Annotated in this window: 17 protein-coding genes and 1 riboswitch; of the genes, 2 read left to right on the forward strand and 15 right to left on the reverse strand. The window is 39.3% G+C overall.

The window, feature by feature from the left end; translation table 11 throughout:
* Nucleotides 1-338: YitT family protein (locus Q9Q35_RS05010; protein ID WP_304652414.1), on the reverse strand; the 338-nt coding region annotated here is incomplete at its 3' end.
* Nucleotides 339-559: 221 nt separating this feature from the next.
* Here Q9Q35_RS05010 and Q9Q35_RS05015 point away from each other — a divergent pair.
* A complete protein-coding gene (locus tag Q9Q35_RS05015; protein WP_304652415.1) occupies nucleotides 560-1,393 on the forward strand; it encodes a site-specific integrase in 834 nt (277 codons plus the stop codon).
* 35 nt (nucleotides 1,394-1,428) lie between these two features.
* Here Q9Q35_RS05015 and Q9Q35_RS05020 read toward each other — a convergent pair whose 3' ends face one another.
* The 7 genes from Q9Q35_RS05020 to lysA all read right to left on the reverse strand — a co-directional run bounded on the left by Q9Q35_RS05020 (nucleotide 1,429) and on the right by lysA (nucleotide 8,782).
* Entirely contained in the window at nucleotides 1,429-2,688 is a 1,260-nt protein-coding gene (locus tag Q9Q35_RS05020) for a tetratricopeptide repeat protein (RefSeq protein ID WP_304652416.1), read from the reverse strand.
* 83 nt (nucleotides 2,689-2,771) lie between these two features.
* Complete coding sequence (locus Q9Q35_RS05025) at nucleotides 2,772-3,848, reverse strand: aspartate-semialdehyde dehydrogenase (RefSeq protein ID WP_304652417.1); 1,077 nt, start codon at nucleotides 3,846-3,848, stop codon at nucleotides 2,772-2,774.
* Nucleotides 3,849-3,865: 17 nt separating this feature from the next.
* Complete coding sequence (dapB, locus tag Q9Q35_RS05030; RefSeq protein WP_304652418.1) at nucleotides 3,866-4,645, reverse strand: 4-hydroxy-tetrahydrodipicolinate reductase; 780 nt, start codon at nucleotides 4,643-4,645, stop codon at nucleotides 3,866-3,868.
* Complete coding sequence (gene dapA, locus Q9Q35_RS05035) at nucleotides 4,642-5,565, reverse strand: 4-hydroxy-tetrahydrodipicolinate synthase (RefSeq protein WP_304652419.1); 924 nt, start codon at nucleotides 5,563-5,565, stop codon at nucleotides 4,642-4,644. Before dapA ends, dapB begins: the two co-directional genes overlap by 4 nt.
* Complete coding sequence (locus tag Q9Q35_RS05040; RefSeq protein ID WP_304652420.1) at nucleotides 5,565-6,728, reverse strand: N-acetyldiaminopimelate deacetylase; 1,164 nt, start codon at nucleotides 6,726-6,728, stop codon at nucleotides 5,565-5,567. The genes dapA and Q9Q35_RS05040 overlap by 1 nt, the downstream gene beginning before the upstream one ends.
* A 5-nt stretch (nucleotides 6,729-6,733) precedes the next feature.
* Nucleotides 6,734-7,444 (reverse strand): 2,3,4,5-tetrahydropyridine-2,6-dicarboxylate N-acetyltransferase, encoded by a 711-nt coding sequence (gene dapD, locus Q9Q35_RS05045; protein ID WP_304652421.1) that lies wholly within the window; start codon nucleotides 7,442-7,444, stop codon nucleotides 6,734-6,736.
* A 45-nt stretch (nucleotides 7,445-7,489) separates the two neighbouring features.
* Entirely contained in the window at nucleotides 7,490-8,782 is a 1,293-nt protein-coding gene (gene lysA, locus Q9Q35_RS05050; RefSeq protein ID WP_304652422.1) for a diaminopimelate decarboxylase, read from the reverse strand.
* A gap of 90 nt (nucleotides 8,783-8,872) precedes the next feature.
* A riboswitch (Lysine riboswitch) is annotated at nucleotides 8,873-9,052 on the reverse strand.
* Between the two features lie 227 nt (nucleotides 9,053-9,279).
* Between lysA and dapF the strand changes: the two genes are divergently transcribed.
* Nucleotides 9,280-10,272 carry a diaminopimelate epimerase gene (gene dapF / locus Q9Q35_RS05055; RefSeq protein WP_304652423.1) on the forward strand — a complete coding sequence of 331 codons (993 nt, stop codon included), beginning with the start codon at nucleotides 9,280-9,282 and terminating at the stop codon, nucleotides 10,270-10,272.
* A 121-nt stretch (nucleotides 10,273-10,393) separates the two neighbouring features.
* Here dapF and Q9Q35_RS05060 read toward each other — a convergent pair whose 3' ends face one another.
* From Q9Q35_RS05060 to Q9Q35_RS05090, 7 genes are all read right to left on the reverse strand, one after another.
* Complete coding sequence (locus Q9Q35_RS05060) at nucleotides 10,394-10,669, reverse strand: HU family DNA-binding protein (protein WP_004047651.1); 276 nt, start codon at nucleotides 10,667-10,669, stop codon at nucleotides 10,394-10,396.
* 213 nt (nucleotides 10,670-10,882) lie between these two features.
* A complete protein-coding gene (gene der, locus Q9Q35_RS05065; protein WP_304652424.1) occupies nucleotides 10,883-12,193 on the reverse strand; it encodes a ribosome biogenesis GTPase Der in 1,311 nt (436 codons plus the stop codon).
* 92 nt (nucleotides 12,194-12,285) lie between these two features.
* A complete protein-coding gene (rpsA, locus tag Q9Q35_RS05070; protein ID WP_304652425.1) occupies nucleotides 12,286-13,479 on the reverse strand; it encodes a 30S ribosomal protein S1 in 1,194 nt (397 codons plus the stop codon).
* Nucleotides 13,480-13,554: 75 nt separating this feature from the next.
* On the reverse strand, nucleotides 13,555-14,229 hold the full coding sequence (gene cmk, locus Q9Q35_RS05075; RefSeq protein ID WP_304652426.1) for a (d)CMP kinase: 675 nt from the start codon (nucleotides 14,227-14,229) through the stop codon (nucleotides 13,555-13,557).
* Between the two features lie 95 nt (nucleotides 14,230-14,324).
* Nucleotides 14,325-14,975, reverse strand: a complete 651-nt coding sequence (locus Q9Q35_RS05080; protein WP_304652427.1) for a LysM peptidoglycan-binding domain-containing protein — start codon at nucleotides 14,973-14,975, stop codon at nucleotides 14,325-14,327.
* Nucleotides 14,976-15,374: 399 nt separating this feature from the next.
* On the reverse strand, nucleotides 15,375-16,817 hold the full coding sequence (locus Q9Q35_RS05085) for an ATP-dependent DNA helicase RecQ (protein ID WP_304652428.1): 1,443 nt from the start codon (nucleotides 16,815-16,817) through the stop codon (nucleotides 15,375-15,377).
* Nucleotides 16,801-17,841 (reverse strand): helix-turn-helix domain-containing protein, encoded by a 1,041-nt coding sequence (locus Q9Q35_RS05090; RefSeq protein ID WP_304652429.1) that lies wholly within the window; start codon nucleotides 17,839-17,841, stop codon nucleotides 16,801-16,803. The genes Q9Q35_RS05085 and Q9Q35_RS05090 overlap by 17 nt, the downstream gene beginning before the upstream one ends.
* Between the last annotated feature and the right edge of the window lie 278 nt (nucleotides 17,842-18,119).

Genomic DNA, 18,119 nt, shown 5'->3' on the forward strand with positions numbered 1-18,119 from the left:
CCGGCAATAAAGAGATCATTATGAATATTTATTGGAATATAATATCTTTGCCAAAACCATATCCAAAATGATAACGCTAATGTTCCATAAACCGTATAAACTAAAGCTTTTTTTCCTAAATAGCGATAACCAATGATGATCAAAGGAATATTGATCAAGATCGTTGATAATGCTGGATCGATATGTAACCAATAACGAATGATCAACGTGATCCCAGTGACTCCACCTTCAGCTAAATTATTTGCTATATTGACAGAAACTAGACCCAAGCCATAAAAAGCACACCCTAAACTTATCATGATAAGATCTACTATACTTAAACGTTCATTTGATACCATGCAAACACACCCTCTCTAGCTTTATAATAGCATAAATGCGCCACCAACTTACTAGATCAAGATCGCATATAAAATGTTTTATTGACTGCGCCGGTTTTTGGCGCAGTTTTTTTGTTTTATTTTTAAAGTTAAAGTAACATTTTATTATTTGTTAATTTGAAAACCTTTGAGTTTTTTGCTATTGTTAAAGTAACAAATTATTATTATTGAGGTGATAAACTATGGCGCACTTTCCCTATGAAGACAGATTTCGGCATTATTTAGAATATGAACGTGTACTTGAAAAAAATACTTGTGATGATCTTTGTCGTGATGTCTCCGATCTTTTTAACTATCTAAGAAATTTCAATAGCCTTTACCGCACAGATCCAGATCTATCCAATCTGACTGAAAGCGATATCCGTGATTATTTAAATATGCTACAAGTCAAACGTGAGATCAAAAACACGACCTATAATAAATATCTGACACATCTTAATGTTTATTTTGCTTTTCTCTTCAATGAACGACTTTCGACTAGTCTACCTACCCTGCCATTGAAAGGGCTAAAACGTTCTAAAAATGAGTTGGTCCCTGTAAATTGGCAAGAAGAATTACCTCTATTACTGGAAAATGATGACTTATCATATTACACGCGCGCAACTTTATTATTCATCTCACATTATTATACGATCACTGAGATCTTACAAAGTGGATTTTATCAGATATTAGACACTGAAAACTTTACACCAAATGAACAGCGCTTCTTAGTCTGCTTTAAAGAATATCTTGCTCCTTTACAAGCTAAGCAGCACAGTCAAGATCTTTTCTTAAAACAACGGGTCAATTTAGTCGAACCTCGTCTGACTTTACCTGGCTTGCATAAATATCTCAAAGCCGACCAACCAAAATGCTTCTTACCCCTGATTCCACGTAAGCTCTATCAAGCTGTGATCTTCAATGCTTTATTGACAAAACAACACTTAAATGATCAACAACTTTGTGACAAATTACACCTTGATGGGACTTCACTCAACTATTATCGGCAAGAACTGATCAGATACGAACTTCAGTAGTAAAAGAGCGCTCGATCTCGAGCGCTCTTTTACTATCAATACTGTAATTCATCTAATAGATCTTCGACTTCATAATCAGTCGGAACTTGCATGAGATAAGCTTTAGCCGCTACACTAGCCTCAACACGGCGACCTGCATTTCTAAAGAAGAAAGCAGCATCTCTTAAAAATTCAGCATTATCATCTAAATAACGCTCAGCCGTTTCGTAATTAGTCAAAGCCTGTTCATAATCATCCAAGTTAGCATATGAACGTCCTAGATTCCAATAGATCTGCGGATCAACTTCATCCTTAGCTAAATAATCTTTCAAGAGTTCGATATTTTCTTGATCTTGTTGCGTAGCTAATAATTGGTTACTCAATTCTAAAACTAGCGTCAAATTACTTGGATCTAGTGCTAGAGCTTCTTTTAAGTAATCAGTTGCTTCCTTATTTTTACCCAATTTAGCGGCTAACTGACTGGCTTTTTGATATAGCGCTTCATTAAATTCGTCCACGGCTAAGCCTTCTTGGGCCGTGATCAAAGCTTGACCAAATTGACCAGCTTGTTCGTAGAGATCAGCTAAATATGGATAAACAGTCACATAATCTGGCGTATGTTTACGCAACTTCTCAAAGTTAGCTATAGCTGCTTCAAGATCGCCTAATTCACGTTGGGTAAAGGCTAATTGGAACAACGTATCATTATCGAGTTGTTCTTCTGGGATCTGTTCTAAATAACCTAAAGCTGTCTCAAACTTGCCATAGCCCGCATAAGAAAGACCCAAACGTGCCACTAAATTGACCCGTGAAAACTCTAATATTCCTTGTTTTAACAAGGAACGATAAAATCGAGCTGCTTTGCGATATTCTTTAATGTTAAAGTATAACTCAGCTAAAGCAAATTCGATCACCGGTTCATCCGGTGCTAATTGGTAAGCTGTTAGCAATTTTTGTTCACTGACATCAAAAGCCCCTTGAGTCTGGTAGAGATCGGCACTAACTAAAAGTGCTTCCAAGTAAGCATTGGAATCAGGAGTGATCTGCGACAAGATCGCTAATGCTTGATCATCGTTGCCTTCACCGATCTGGATCTCAGCTAAAGCGGTCTTTAAGCTATCTTCATTGGGATAGCGCTTGACTAAAGTTTCGTATGCTTTAGCTGCCATCGCAGAAAACCCCAATGAATACAGCTCTTCGGCCAAACTGTATAGCATATCATCTTCATCTCTAGTCAACGCAAGCTCTAAAGTTTCATTTGCCTTATTAAAATCTCCTTGCGCCAAATGATCCAATGTTTCTTCCGAATAAGTCATGTGGTTATCACCCTCACTTAATAACTTCTAGCTACCATCATAACATAAAAAAGTTGCTAAATTAATAACAACTTCTTTGGTATTTATCCTAAATATGGATCAGCTGGAACATGTACAAGATCATTTTCAACTAAGCACTCAGCGATCTGAACTGTATTCCAAGCAGCACCTTTTAACAAATTATCTGACACGATCCACATGTTAAAACTACCCGGGTTCTCCTTATCAGCACGTATCCTTCCCACAAAAGTCTCACGTTTTCCTTCAGCTGTCAGTGGCTGTGGATATTCTTGATGAGCTGGATCATCTTGTAAAATGACTCCCGGTGCAGTTTGAAGCGTTTCTTTGAGTTGTTCAGCAGTCAAAGTGGTATCTGCAGTCTTAAAGTAGACCGATTCACCATGTCCGATCACGACAGGGACTCGAACACAAGTCGCTGTCACTTTGAGTTTTGGATCATTCATGTCGCCTTGCATGATCTTTTTAGTTTCATGGATCATCTTCCATTCTTCATGAGAATAACCATCTTCTTCAAAGACATCGATCTGTGGCAAAAGATTAAAAGCTAGCGGATAATGCTTCTCATCACCCTTGACTGGAAAGATCTTCCCCTCCATTTTTTCTCCATTCAAATAGGCTTTGGCTTCTGCAAGCATTTCTTTTAAAGCGGTTTGTCCTGCTCCTGAAGCTGCTTGATAAGTCGAAACGATGATCTGTTCTAAGCCAAATTTCTGACGGATCGGTTCTAAAGCGACCATCATTTGGATCGTTGAACAATTGGGATTAGCCACGATCCCACGATGCTCAAATAAAGCTTGTTCATTGACTTCTGGAACGACTAGTGGTACTTTAGGCTCCATCCGAAAAGCACTCGTATTATCGACACATACCGCCCCACGCTTAACTGCTTCAGGGAGCAATTTCTTAGAAACAGCACCACCAGCTGAGGCTAAAACTAGATCAACGCCTTCAAATACTTCTGGTGTTGCCTCTTCGATCGTGATCGCTTGCCCCTTAAAACTGAGCTGCTTACCCGCAGAACGCTTAGAAGCAAGCAATTTGACTTTCTTGACCGGGATCGTTGACTGTTCTAATTGTTCGATCAACCGTGAACCCACCGCACCAGTAGCACCTAAAATAGCAACCGTATATTCTCTCATTTTATTTTACCTTCTTTTTATAAAATATTTTCCAACCCAACAACTAGACCGTCTAATGCTTTAGCCTGTTTTACTGCAAGCTTTACACCACTCATAAACGAAGAGCGATCAAATGAATCTTGGCGGATCGTCAAGGCTTCACCTGCACCACCAAAAAGGACCTGTTCGTGAGCTACATATCCTGGCAAACGAACTGAATGGAGCTTGATGCCTTCATGATCGCCACCACGTACATGCGCCAGAGTTTCAGTTTCATCAGCTGCTCCTTGATGATGAGGCGAGCGATTTTGTGCGATCAATTTGGCTGTCATCAAAGCCGTCCCTGAGGGTGCATCTTTTTTATTATCATGATGCATTTCGATGATCTCAACATCAGGGAAATATTTGGCTGCTTCTTTGGCAAATTTCATCAATAATACCGCTGACATCCCAAAATTAGGTGCTACCAAGCCACCGAGTTGCTGAACCAAAGCTAACTGCTTAAGTTCAACTAACTCTTCATCTGTCAGACCTGTAGTTCCTACTACTGGACGCATCCCATGTTTTAAAGCAAATTTGACATTTTCAAATACAGCACTCGGAGCGGTAAAATCGATCCAAACATCAGCTCCATGTTTGATCTGTGATAGTTCATCGTAGATCTTGACTTGTTTACCAAGACCAAAGCGTTGACGATCGTTTTCGGTAGCTCCTAAAGCAAAAACCGCCACCAATTCAAAATCAGGTGTCTCATCGATCAACTTTAAGACTTGTTGGCCCATTGAACCTGAATAACCTGCAACTAAAATTTTGATCATTTTGTTTCCCCCAAATCTAATTGTGATCGCTTTGATAAAGCATCTTTAGCTAATCCTAGTCTGGATGCTAACTCTTGTTTTTGAGCATCATTTAAAGCAAGCAACGGTAATCTAAGCCCACCGACAGCAAAGCCTTGAGCATTCAACACTGCTTTGACCGGGGCTGGTGATGGATACATAAATAAAGCTTGCATCTTGGGAATCAGCCATTGTTCCAATTCTTTAGCTTTACTTTGATCATCTTTAGCAAAAGCTTGATACATTTGTGTCATCTGCTCACCATAAATATGTGCAGCCACTGAAATAACTCCAACTGCCCCTAATTTTTTAGCTGCTAAGGCCTGCACATCCTCACCAGTAAAGACACTAAAAACTTCATTACGCGTATTATCGATGATATATTCCAGCTCATCTAGACTACCACATTGTTTTACTCCGGCAATATTATCCAATTTGGCTAGGTCTACGATTACCTCTTGGCTGAGTTTGACCCCAGTTCGACCAGGTATGTTATACATGATCAAAGGAAGTTCAGCCTTTTTTGCCAAATATTCAAAATGCGCTCTTATCCCAGCTTGATCTGGTTTATTGTAATAAGGGACTACGGTCAAAGCGTAATCTATTCCTGAGATCTTTGCAACTTCATTGATGAATTCTAAAGTCGCTTGAGTCGCATTAGTTCCACAACCAGCGATCACTGGGACACGTCCAGCGACTATTTGCGCAAATCTTTGGTAAAGCGTTAGTTTTTCTTGATGCGTCAAAGTTGGCGTCTCACCTGTTGTACCACCGACCACAAAGCCTTGGGTCCCACTTTGTAACAAGTGTTCAGTCAATTTTTCTAGTGCAGGATAATCGATCTGACCTTCAGCCGTAAATGGTGTCACGATCGCGGTCATGATCTGTGATCTTGTTAACATTAAGCATCCACTTCTTTCTCTTGTTTCATACGGGCACATAAAAAACCAGTTATTGCATTGATACCCTTAAGGATCGCTGTTTGATCAGGTACTAGCTTATTGCTATGTAAAGCATGTACGTCATTTACGCCTAACCAAAACATCGTACCAGGAAATTTGGAAAGTAAATATCCAAAATCTTCTCCTGTCATTTTCGGCTCAGTTTCGATAAATTCAACATCTGGAGCTTTTTGCATATGTTCAATGAAAAAAGTCGTCAATAAAGGATCATTTTCGACTGGTAAATAGCCACCTTGATTTAAGTTAAGCTCGACTCTAGCACTAAAGCTCTGGGCTACACCATCGCAGATCTCCTGTAATCTTTTTTGGATCAAGGTGATCATCTCTTGAGTCAGGCCTCGAATGGTCCCTTTGATCACCGCTTCACCAGCGATCACATTTCTGATCGTACCGGCTTTTAGTTCACCAAATGTTAAGACACCGCCCTTAATCGGATCAACATTACGCGAGATGATCGTTTGAGCCTGCATGATCAACGCACTAGCACAGACGATCATGTCATTGGCTTGATGTGGATAGGCTGCATGTCCCCCTTTACCGTACAAGTGGATATCGACTTCAGTTGTTCCTGCAAATAAAGTCCCTAAATTACACCCGATCGCGCCGGCTGGCAGTTCAGGCGCATCATGCAAAGCATAGAATTCATCTGGACGCCACTTTCCACTAAAAACGCCCAATTCATAAGCTAATTTACCACCATTTTTACTTTCTTCAGCTGGTTGAAAGAAAAAGATCAGGTTATCCTTAGGACGAGTAGTTGTAAAATAAGCTAAGACTCCTAATGCCACCGTCATATGGATATCATGACCACAAGCGTGCATCACCCCGGGATTTTTCGAACTAAACTCTAAGCCAGTTTCTTCTGTAAGGGGCAACGCATCGATATCGCACCGATAACCGATCGTTTTTTTAGGATCACTTCCCAGTACTTTGACCAATAGAGCCGTTGGCAACTCAGGGATCTCTTTTATCTTTAAGTAACTTTGATCTAATTTGGCGATCTCTTGTTGTAAATATGCTTTTGTTTTGACTTCTTCTAGTGCTAACTCTGGAATCTGATGTAGCTCTTGATAGATCTTTGTCAATTTACTTTCACTTAACATTTTGCTCACAACTTTCTTAAATCATCTTCTAAGCCTGTCTTTTCTTTTGTCTTTTCATCAGTGTATTTAACAAATTTAGCTGGTACACCAGCAACGACACTATAAGGTTCAACATCTTTAGTCACGATCGCACCAGCGGCCACGACTGCGCCTTTACCGACTCGGACACCTTCTAAAACGACAGCATTCGCGCCGATCAAAACATCGTCTTCGATGATCACAGGAGTTGCCGAAGCTGGTTCGACTACCCCAGCCAAAACAGTCCCAGCACCGATATGACAATCCTTACCTACGATCGCACGGCCTCCTAGAACAGCACCCATATCGATCATTGAACCAGCACCGATCTCAGCTCCAATGTTGATGATCGCTCCCATCATGATAACAGCATTATCCCCGATCAGGACCTGATCTCTGATCAAAGCGCCAGGTTCGATCCGTGCATTGATGTCTTTTTGATCTAGTAACGGTACGGCGGAGTTTCGCGTTTGATTTTCGATCACATAGTCTTTGATCTTAGTTTGATTAGTAGTTAAAAATGGTTTGACGATCTGCCAATCACCAAATAATACTGCACTATCTGCACCACCAAAAACTTTTATCTCATTTGGGATATCGAGGTCAGCGATCGGAGCATTCAAATAAACTTTGACCGGCGTTTTTTTGTCTGCATTTGCGATAAAATTGATAATTTCTTGTGCGTTTAATTCTGCCATGTTTTTTAATTACTACCACTAAAAAGTAGTTTTCCTTTCTTGATTTTATTTATAAGGTAGATCTAACTTCAATAAGTCAGCATAAGTCTCACGTTTCACTACTAATTTAGCCTGCCCATTTTCAACAAAAACAACCGCAGGACGTGGATTACGATTGTAATTTGATGCCATCGCATAACCGTATGCCCCAGTTGCTAACAGTGCAATGATGTCACCTGGTTTTGTCTCAGGTAAAGGTGCCTTATCGATCAAAATATCACCTGATTCACAGTATTTTCCAGCTAAATGCACTGTCTGAGTCACTTTGGCGTTTGGGTCATTAGCTAAAACAGCTGTATACTTAGCTTGATATAAGGCTGGGCGAATATTATCCCCCATTCCACCATCAACTGCCAAATATGATAAATGGTCTGGAATATCTTTCCGTGCCCCCACTGTATATAGAGTATATCCTTCTGGACCCGTGATCGAACGCCCTGGCTCGATCCAAATTGCTGGAAGCTCTAACTCATATTCCATAGCTTTTTGCTTTACAGCCCTAATGATCTGTTCAACAAATTTTTCTGGTGCTAAAGGATCATCTTCGGCCGTATATTTGATACCAAAGCCACCACCAACGTTGATAACTTTAGTCGTATAACCGTATTTTTGTTTCCAAGAGTGAGCCACTTCCATCAATTTTTGGCCCACCATCTCAAAGCCACCTAATTCAAAGATCTGTGAACCAATATGTGCATGGAGCCCTAAAACCGTGATCTGCGGATCAGAAAGCAACTGAGTCAAAGCTTTATCAGCTTGACCTGAGGCTAGATCAAAACCAAATTTGCTATCGATCTGGCCAGTTTGATCATATTCGTGGGTATGCGCTGAAATACCAGGAGTCACACGTAAGATGACTTTAGTTTTAGCATTTTGCTCTCGTAAAACCTTTTGTAGAAGCTTTATCTCATAAAAATTATCCACGATGATCACACCAACGCCTGCTTTGATCGCAAATTCAAGTTCAGCGATCGACTTATTATTTCCATGGAAACTGATCTTTTCAGCTGGAAAACCAGCTTTTAAGGCAGTTGCTAATTCACCACCGGAAACAACATCTGTATGACAATCCAATTCATTGATCACCTGGTAGATCGCTACAGCACAAAATGCCTTACTAGCATAGCTAACTTCATATTCGACAGCTTGTTCTTCAAAAACTCGTTTAAATTTAGTGATCTGCTCCTTGATCAAAGCCACATCATATACGATCAATGGGGTTTGATATTGATGTGCTAAGTTGATCGCATCTACACCACCGATCGTCAAATGACCGGCTTTATTCGTTGGTAACCTCATAAGCTTTCCTCCAAAATAAATTGCACAAAAAAAGATCTTTTTAGTCCTATCGCCTAAAAAGATCTTGCTGGATTAATTGCAAAATTCTGTTTGATCGATAGCACTCCGCAAAGTTTGATTTGCGACAGTCTGTGATCTCTTAAACCACAGCCCAGCGTTAAGCGTCTATAAACACCTAAAACTTCGGCAACTTTCCCTTTCTGGGATCATTCAAACGCTGTTATAGCAGCTAAAGACCCTTACTCATGTCAGTTGCGCCTCTTCGATTTAACATAATACTATAATTTTTAATGTGATACGTCAAGGAATTTTAATATTATTTTTTTGAAAATCAGCTTTTTTATAAAAAAATCTAGAATTTCATACATTTTCCTCTTGTTATTAAGATTAAAAATGATACAATTCAGTTATCGAAAAATTAAAGCGAGATTACCCCATAACCATATAAGATGGAGTAAAATAACCCCTTATCCGCTTAAAAAATTGGAGGGATATTCATGATCACTTTAAAAAAAGTTCATGGATCACAGAATAGTTTTTTTATCTTAGATCAAACACTACTAACTACACCTTTGACAGAAAAAGAATTAGTCACACTGACTAAAACACTCACAGCTAAAGCCACCGGTATCTTAGGGGGCGCTGATGGTATCCTAGTCGTTCAAAAGAGTTCTACCCCTAATACAGTAGCACAAATGCGCGTTATCAATGCTGATGGTAGCGAAGCATCAATGTGTGGTAATGGGCTCCGCACAGTTGCACGCTATTTGTCCGAAAAACACGCGTTGACCTCTTTTAAAGTCCAGACTCGCCAAAATGACCTAGAAGTTCAAAAACAGGTTGATCTAGCCCGTAATGTCCCTGCATTTGGTGTTGAGATCTCACCTGTTCATTTTGATAAGCGCTACCTTCCTTTTGATAATTTAGGAGCTGAGCAGATAATCGATCGTCCTTTAGTAGAATTTGATCCTCAAAAAAAATTACACTTTACGATCATGGCCGTACCCAATCCCCACTTGATCAGCTTCGTACCCGATATTGAGAAGGCTGGATCATTTTTAGGCGAGTTAGGCGCTAAATTAAATACCCTAAATCCTTATTTCCCAGATGGCGTCAATGTCAACTTTGCTCAGATCCTAGGTCCAAACAAGCTATTTGTGCGTACTTATGAACGGGGCGTAGGTTTTACTAATGCTTGCGGGACTGGAATGTCGGCTACAAGTTTAGCCTTTTATCTCAGCTATCCTGAGTACTGCGATCTTACACAAGAGATAACGGTCTTCAATCCTGGAGGGATGGTCAAAACTAAAGTGCAACAATTAGATGATCAGTTTAAGATCCAGCTGATCGGTAATGCAACTTTTACCCATGATATTTTAGTTGCTGAAAAACACTTGCACCATAATACAATTTCTCCCGATGTTTGTCAGATCCAAGCGACTGGTGAACAGGAAGCTTATTTAAAATTTATCCAACATCTAAATTCATAATAAAATACTGGAGTGCAACTACTTATTTTAGATCAACAGTTGCGCTCCAGTATTTTTATTTACTTTCTAATACAAAAAGACCCTTGATAAATCAAGGGTCCTAAGCTAGAATAAGTCAAACTTATTTAACAGCATCTTTAAGCGCCTTACCTGGTTTGAATGCAGGTACTTTGCTTGCAGGGATTTGGATCTCTTTACCAGTTTGTGGGTTGCGACCCTTACGAGCTGCACGTTCACGAACTTCAAAGTTACCAAAGCCGATCAATTGAACTTTTTCGCCTTCTTTAAGGTAGTCTTGGATAGAACCAAAAACTGCGTCAACTGCAACAGTTGCGTCCTTCTTTGTCAAACCTGTTTTTTCAGCAACAGTTTCGATCAATTGTGCTTTGTTTGCCATGTGTTTCACCTCCTCAAGTGAAGATAAAGATATAGGCATAGGCATATCTTCTTGTCCATTTCTAAACTAGCCAGAAATGGTGAAACAATGACTAACAAATCATTGCTCAGTTAATAAGATAGCACAGAAAGCCTAATATAGCAACGTTTTTAATCATTTTTTTGAAAAAATAAGATAAATTTAGGCATAATTTTTTTAATTTTTTATCTTTGATTATTTACGACGTCTTTCGATCACATGGATCGGCGTTCCCTCAAAATCAAACGCTGCTCGGATCTGATTTTCTAAGAAGCGTTCATATGAAAAGTGCATCAATTCTGGATCATTTACAAAGACGACAAATGTTGGTGGCTTAGTTGCTACTTGAGTTGCATAGTAGACCCGTAAGCGGCGCCCATTGTCCGTTGGTGTTGGATTATGCGCGATCGCATCCATGATAACATCATTTAGGACAGCCGATGAGATGCGGCGCTCATGGTTGTGATTTACACGTTCGATCAATTTTGGTAATTGTTCTAAACGTTGATGAGTCTTAGCTGAAACAAACACGATCGGTGCATAACTCAAGTATTGGAATTCTTGCCGTATCGTCTTTTCAAACTCTTTCATCGTATGGTTATCTTTTTTCAAAGTATCCCATTTATTGACCACGATGATGATCCCACGTCCCGCCTCATGCGCATAGCCGGCTACGTGTTTATCTTGTTCACGAATACCTTCTTCAGCATTTAAAACAACACAAACCACGTCAGAACGATCGATCGCACGCATGGCCCGTAAAACCGAATATTTTTCTGTATTTTCGTAAACTTTACCTTTTTTACGGATACCTGCCGTATCGATCATGGTAAATTCCGTTCCGTCTTCAGCAACGAATTTTGTATCGATCGCATCACGCGTTGTTCCTTCAACATTAGAAACGATCACGCGGTTTTCACCTAAAATTGCGTTGACTAAAGAAGATTTGCCCACATTAGGTCGCCCGATAAAACTAAATTTGATCGAATCGTCTTGTTCTTTAGCTCCATCTTTAGGAAAAGCCTGACAGACCTTATCTAATAGGTCACCAGTGCCGATCCCATGGGTCCCAGAAAGTGGCATTGGATCGCCAAAACCTAATGAGTAGAAATCATAGATCTCACTTCTAAGTTCAGAATTATCCACTTTATTTACCGCTAAAATAACAGGTTTATCGGTTCGATATAAGATCTTCGCTACTTTTTCATCAGCATCTGTGACCCCTTCTTTGACACTAGTCACAAAGACGATCACATCAGCTTCATCGATCGCGATTTGAGCTTGCTCAGTAATTTGGGCTAAAAATGGTTCATCCCCCATATCGATCCCACCTGTATCGATCAAATTAAAGGGTTGTCCGAGCCATTCGCCCTTCGCATAAATACGATCACGGGTCACACCAGGGGTATCTTCAACAATAGATATCCGCTCACCAGCGATCCGATTAAAAACCGTTGATTTCCCCACATTCGGACGTCCAACGATCGCAACGACTGGATTAGCCATTTTAATCACTCCTTATAGTAATGTTTTAGCAAAAAAACTGACCCAAAACCTTTTACGCTTGGGCCAGTCAAAATGAATCTCAATACGCGAGATTAGTCTTCATTTTTTAAGTCGTCACCGACTAAGTCACCTAAAGTAAAACCTGTATCTTCTTCTGGGATCTCAACATGTTCTTCTTCGACAACTTCAACTTCTTTTTTATCAGCTGCTGGTTTTTCTTGTAAAGCTTTGATAGATAATGCTAAACGACGGTCTGCACCGTTAACATTCAAAACCTTGACCTTAACGTCTTGGCCAGATGTCAAAACTTCATTTGGTGTAGCAATATGTTTGTGTGAAATTTGTGAAATGTGTACCAAGCCTTCAACACCTGGGAATACTTCAACAAATGCACCAAAGCTTGTCAAACGTTTTACCTTACCATCAAGAACGTCGCCTTCAGCAACTTCTTCTTCAATATTATCCCAAGGTTGTGGCAATGTTTGTTTGATAGAAAGTGAAATGCGATCTTTTTCAGGATCAACAGCTAACACTTTAACTTTGACATCTTCGCCAACTTTCAAGACATCAGATGGCTTGCCTACACGTTCGTAAGAAATTTCAGAAACGTGAACTAAACCGTCAACGCCACCAAGGTCGATGAACGCACCAAAGTTAGTTAAGCGCGCAACTTTACCATCAAGCACATCGCCTGCTACAAGTTGTGACATAACTTCTTGCTTCTTAGCTTCACGTTCTTGTTGAACGATTTCTTTATGAGATAAGATCAACCGGTTTTCGCTTGGTTCGATCTCAACGATCTTAAGTTCAAGTTCTTGACCCTTGTATTGGTTGAAATCTTCAACAAAATGGTCAGAAACCATTGATGCAGGGACAAAGCCACGAACGCCAGCGTCAACAACTAAGCCACCCTTTACAATTTGAGTTACAGGAACTGTGATAGTTTCACCTGCTTCAAATTTCTTTTCGATCTCATCCCATACTTTGCGGGCTTCGAGGCGACGTTGTGATAACAAGTAGCTACCGCCTTCTTTGTCAGAACCGATCTTAGAAATAACAACCAAGTCAAGCACATCGCCAACTTTGATGTTATCTTCGATCTCGTCTGCTTTAACGCTCAATTCGCGTGCAGGAACAACACCTTCAACACCAGTGCCTTCGATCCCTACGATAACTTGCTTTTTATCATCAAATGCCAACACTTCGCCTTTGACAACGTCGCCAACCTTAACTGGTTTAACGCTGTTTAAAGCTTCTAATAAATCCTTGTTTTCTGATTCACTCATGGACTTTGTCCTCCTTAACGACTAACTCTAATAACCATTTTAACTGAAAGCAGTTAAAATTGCTAGTTAAATTACCTATTTCTCTGTATTTTTAACAATTTTCATGATTTCATCAATAACTTGTGCAATATCTAGTGAAGTAGTGTCCAATAAAATCGCATCATCTGCCTTAGTCAATGGCGAAACTTTACGGTGTGAGTCCTTATAATCGCGAGCTTCGATCTCAGCTTCGAGTTTTGCTAATGGCGTATCGATACCCTTGGCTTGGTTTTCTTTAAAGCGACGTAAAGCTCTCTCGTGTACACTCGCAACTAAAAAGATCTTTACTTGAGCGTTTGGCAAAACAGTTGTGCCAATGTCACGCCCGTCCATCACGATCCCGCCTTCACTTGCGATCTGTTGTTGACGCTCAGTTAAATTTTTGCGCACGCTAGGTTGAGCTGAGACAAGTGAAACATTATTAGTGATCTCTGGCAATCGGATCGCAGTAGTCACATCTGTTCCATCAACAAATACTAATTGTTCTGGGTCGTTAGGCTTAAATCTTAATTCCATCGTTTCAAGCAACTTTCCTAGAGCCTGATCGTCATCTAGTGCAACACCCATTTGTAGTGCCTTCCACGTTGCGGCACGATACATTGCACCTGTATCACAATAAATGTAATTTAATTTTTTAGCGACTAACTTTGCAACAGTACTTTTACCTGCAGAAGCGGGTCCATCGATCGCAATTTGCATTTTTGTTTGCATACTATAATATACCCCATTTAAACATATAAAAATGTGTCCCAAGAAAACTAAGGACACATTTTTATTGTCTTTCCTCTCTTTTATTATTCTAAAGCTTATTTTACACGGATCTGTTGTCCTGGTGAAATTTTTGAATCAGCTGTTAAGCCTGGATTCAACTGTAATAACTGATCTAGTGTCAAACCATTATTGACCGCTACCCGATACAACCCCTGACCTGCCGGAACAGAGATATACTGCTCTTGTTGGGAAGACTGTTCTTCTGAATGTTGCGATTCTTGTGAACTTTCGGATGCTTGTTGCTCAGTGTTTGCTTGATTTTCGTTATTTGCAGGCTGTTCGCTACTTGCTTGTGCTTGCGTTGTATCTTGCGGTGCTACTGCTTGTGGTGTATCAGATCGAGTATCTGAGCTTTCCTTTGACTTTGTAGACTTCTTTTCACTCGAGCTCTTCTTTGCTACAGATCTTTTCTTACTCGAAGATGATTTTTTTTCGCTTGAAGAGACTACTTCGATCGAATCATCATTACTTACAGTTTGCTTAGAAGCTCGTTGTGAAACAAAGTAAAATACGATCGTACTTATAATGATGACCACAAAGACGCCTAACAAGATCGTTGTCAGCATCGTGTTGCGTTTATTGCTCTGCCTACTAGCTCTTCGCGAATAGTTTCCCTTATCATCTTTTATCTCTTCAAATGTCTTTTCCCAAGGCTTTTTGGTGTGGTCGTTATTCTTTCGACTCATTTTTATTAAAATCCTACTATATGAACATGGGATCATGCTACTAAGATCACTTAGTGTCATGATCAAAAAGAAATATAGTTTTTTCCTTTCTTAAAATTTATTATTACCGTCGTTAATGCCATATATGCATGACAAACTACATAGTTTTAGAAGCAACTATAAAACATGATGTATCCTAGAGCTTGCTATATAAATTTATGATACCGCCGATAACAGTATAAAACAATATTAAAGTAATCAAATGTCAACTCCACATTCTAACTTTTTAGCTGACCTTCATAAATTATAGCTTGTTTTTATAATTAGCTCATAGTACTCACAAAACTACTAATATTACAAAATATAATAGCATAAATACTCCTAAAAATATATAAATAATCGCTTGAAATTCTCATTTAGTTAGGTTTCTTTAAACAATTGCTGTAAGATCTCGCGATAGTCTTGGCCTTTTTTTTCATCCGCTCTTACTATGGTCTCTCCTAACAAACCAAGTTTTTCTAACGGGAGGGCTTGGTCAACTCCACAACAAGTTCCTGAGCTATGGATGTTTTCAACTTTATCACCAAAATATTGTGCGATAAATTGGCGTTTACAGTTGCCAGTTTTTAGATATCGATACATTTTTTGTAAGGCATCGTTACGTTCAGTCTGACGTTTTTTTACTAATGTTTCTATCTGATCTTTTCGATAACCATTAGCTAACAGGCGTGCTAATAATTGTGTTTCTTCATTGGGAAAGTTTTGTAGCAACTCTTGGTGTTTGGTAAAATACTGGATCTGTTGGGAGGTAGGCAAAGTTTTTTCGATCAGAAATTCCTGACGTTTTAGGTCGCTAGGCTCATATAGTAGCACTGCGATCCCAGGGCTCCCGTCGCGCGAACAACGTCCGATCTCTTGCACATAGGCTTCAAGATCATTTGGCATGTGATAGTGGATCACATAACGGATATTAGGCTTATTGATGCCCATCCCAAAAGCACTAGTTGCACAAATAACATCTAATTGATCATTTAAAAACTGTTGTTGTACCAAAAAACGTTCTGTAAGCTCTAGATCAGCATGATAAACTGCACTCTTGAATCCCTTAGTAACCAGTTTTTCATTTATTTCATCAGCTTTCTTCTTACTTGAAAAGTAGATGATCCCTTTCCCATCTAGTTTAGGTAATAATTCTAGGAGATAAGCAAGTTTTTCTGGCTCATTTGCAAAACTTTGTATCCCTAGATAGATATTGGGCCGATCAACGGGATAACGGATCACATTTCCTGTCTGCGATAATTCCAGACTTGTAGTTATCTCTTGTGCTACTCTAGAGGTTGCCGTTGCAGTCAAGGCTAACGTTAGTGGTCCATGTAGTTTTTTTCTAACTTTACCTAAATTTAAATACTCAGGTCGAAAATCAGGACCCCACTGCGAAATGCAATGGGCTTCATCAATGACAAAAAGTCCTATCTCTAATTGGCTAAGTGCGCTCAAAACCTCAGCCGAGCCTAACATTTCCGGTGAAATATAGATATATTTGAAACTAGCGATATTTTGTAATACAAATCTCTTCTCAGCAAAACTCAATTTTGAATTTAGGGCAACCACTGCTTTTTCACCATTGAACTGTAATTGTTCAACTTGATCTTGCATCAGTGATATCAAGGGTGAAACGATCAATACTGAACGCTTTAGATATTTTCCTATAAACTGGTAGCACAGAGATTTCCCCGTTCCCGTCGGCAAAATAGCTAAAGTATCTTTGCCATCTAATAAAGACTCGATCGTCTCTTTTTGACCAGTTTTAAATGTTGGATAGCCAAATTCATTTTTCAAGATGGCTTCAAGCTTTTCTTTCACCTGCTATTATCCTTTCTATTTGGCATAAACGATACTCAAAAAATGAGATCTCAGGGTAGCTTTCATGTAATTGTTGAAATTTCCAATTTAAGACTGTGCAGTCCGCAAAAAAATCCACGATCTGCTTTTTGAGCTTCGGTGATAATAACCGTTCCTTTGGAAAATCATCCGTTAAAATAGCTACATTCAAGAGATGTTCTTGGACGGTACTCTTCTGTATCCTTCGTAAATTTGCGATCTCTTCAATACTTTTACCCTCTAAAAACAAAGTATATGTCTTTTCTGTACTAGCCGGCAAATTAGTTAGACGTTTATAATGCATAACAAGTTTTGCTAACTCAAAGTTATGCTCAAGCAAATATTTAGCATACCGGGCACACAGATCACGCCAGCCTACCTCGATCTCAGCCACTTGTATCTGATATCTCTCAGCTAATTGCGCTTTAGTCTGCCCTAAACGTCCATGTCCAGTTAATTGTTCACAAAAAAGTTGTGCATTCAACTTAGGCTCATGTGCTAAAAAATCGGTCAATGATGTAGTTATTTCCCTTAATAGGGTAGCTTTCCCATATCGTCTGAACCAGTTTTTGAAAAGTTGTTGCGTTTTAAAATCATTGATGATCGCAAAATATTTATTGTTTTGATAGCTCAATTCTGACGCAACTTGAACTAATAAATAAAATTGTTTCTCCCATCCCTTAAGATCAAATCCATTAAAAAAAGCCGGTTCGCGCAAAAATTGGTGCTTACCTTTCAATTCTTCGACCCGTGATCTACCTTTAACAGTCAAACACATCCCCTTAGAAGTTGACAGTAGCAACTTTTTTTGACATAACTCATCCAATGTAGGCTCGAAATTATTTATATCTAGCGGTAAAGCGATAATATCTAAAAGTCCATATGCCTTCCCCCAAAATAAAGCTGAAGTTGTTAAATGATTACTCAAGAGTTGGCGAATGACAGCTGGTCGTCTCGGCTGACTCTCAGAGAAATAAAGTAGCCATTTTTCTGATCCATAATCCATATGCTCACCTGCTATATAAAACTTGAACAAACGTAATCAAATATATCAAATGATTACATTTGAGAAAGAAATATAGCTTTTCCTTTCCTAATTTTATTTACTACCATCAATGCTAGTATTCCCATATCCTAACAAGAGGGTAATGACATTGACTAGCTCAGATAGCCTAAGGGTGTAGCTCACCCCGTTATATTTTTAACCTATTAAAGCCAAAAGATTTTTTACTGCATTTTCGTCAGACAACCATACGCGCATACCATTCCATATAAAACCGTTTA

It is taken from the genome of uncultured Ligilactobacillus sp., from assembly GCF_948826705.1.
Lineage (GTDB): Bacteria > Bacillota > Bacilli > Lactobacillales > Lactobacillaceae > Ligilactobacillus.

Coding starts and splice junctions, on each gene's coding strand:
- Q9Q35_RS05015 (WP_304652415.1), top strand. CDS start 560: ATGGCGCACTTTCCCTATGAAGACAGATTTCGGCATTATTTAGAATAT.
- Q9Q35_RS05020 (WP_304652416.1), bottom strand. CDS start 2,688: ATGACTTATTCGGAAGAAACATTGGATCATTTGGCGCAAGGAGATTTT.
- Q9Q35_RS05025 (WP_304652417.1), bottom strand. CDS start 3,848: ATGAGAGAATATACGGTTGCTATTTTAGGTGCTACTGGTGCGGTGGGT.
- dapB (WP_304652418.1), bottom strand. CDS start 4,645: ATGATCAAAATTTTAGTTGCAGGTTATTCAGGTTCAATGGGCCAACAA.
- dapA (WP_304652419.1), bottom strand. CDS start 5,565: ATGTTAACAAGATCACAGATCATGACCGCGATCGTGACACCATTTACG.
- Q9Q35_RS05040 (WP_304652420.1), bottom strand. CDS start 6,728: ATGTTAAGTGAAAGTAAATTGACAAAGATCTATCAAGAGCTACATCAG.
- dapD (WP_304652421.1), bottom strand. CDS start 7,444: ATGGCAGAATTAAACGCACAAGAAATTATCAATTTTATCGCAAATGCA.
- lysA (WP_304652422.1), bottom strand. CDS start 8,782: ATGAGGTTACCAACGAATAAAGCCGGTCATTTGACGATCGGTGGTGTA.
- dapF (WP_304652423.1), top strand. CDS start 9,280: ATGATCACTTTAAAAAAAGTTCATGGATCACAGAATAGTTTTTTTATC.
- Q9Q35_RS05060 (WP_004047651.1), bottom strand. CDS start 10,669: ATGGCAAACAAAGCACAATTGATCGAAACTGTTGCTGAAAAAACAGGT.
- der (WP_304652424.1), bottom strand. CDS start 12,193: ATGGCTAATCCAGTCGTTGCGATCGTTGGACGTCCGAATGTGGGGAAA.
- rpsA (WP_304652425.1), bottom strand. CDS start 13,479: ATGAGTGAATCAGAAAACAAGGATTTATTAGAAGCTTTAAACAGCGTT.
- cmk (WP_304652426.1), bottom strand. CDS start 14,229: ATGCAAACAAAAATGCAAATTGCGATCGATGGACCCGCTTCTGCAGGT.
- Q9Q35_RS05080 (WP_304652427.1), bottom strand. CDS start 14,975: ATGAGTCGAAAGAATAACGACCACACCAAAAAGCCTTGGGAAAAGACA.
- Q9Q35_RS05090 (WP_304652429.1), bottom strand. CDS start 17,841: ATGGATTATGGATCAGAAAAATGGCTACTTTATTTCTCTGAGAGTCAG.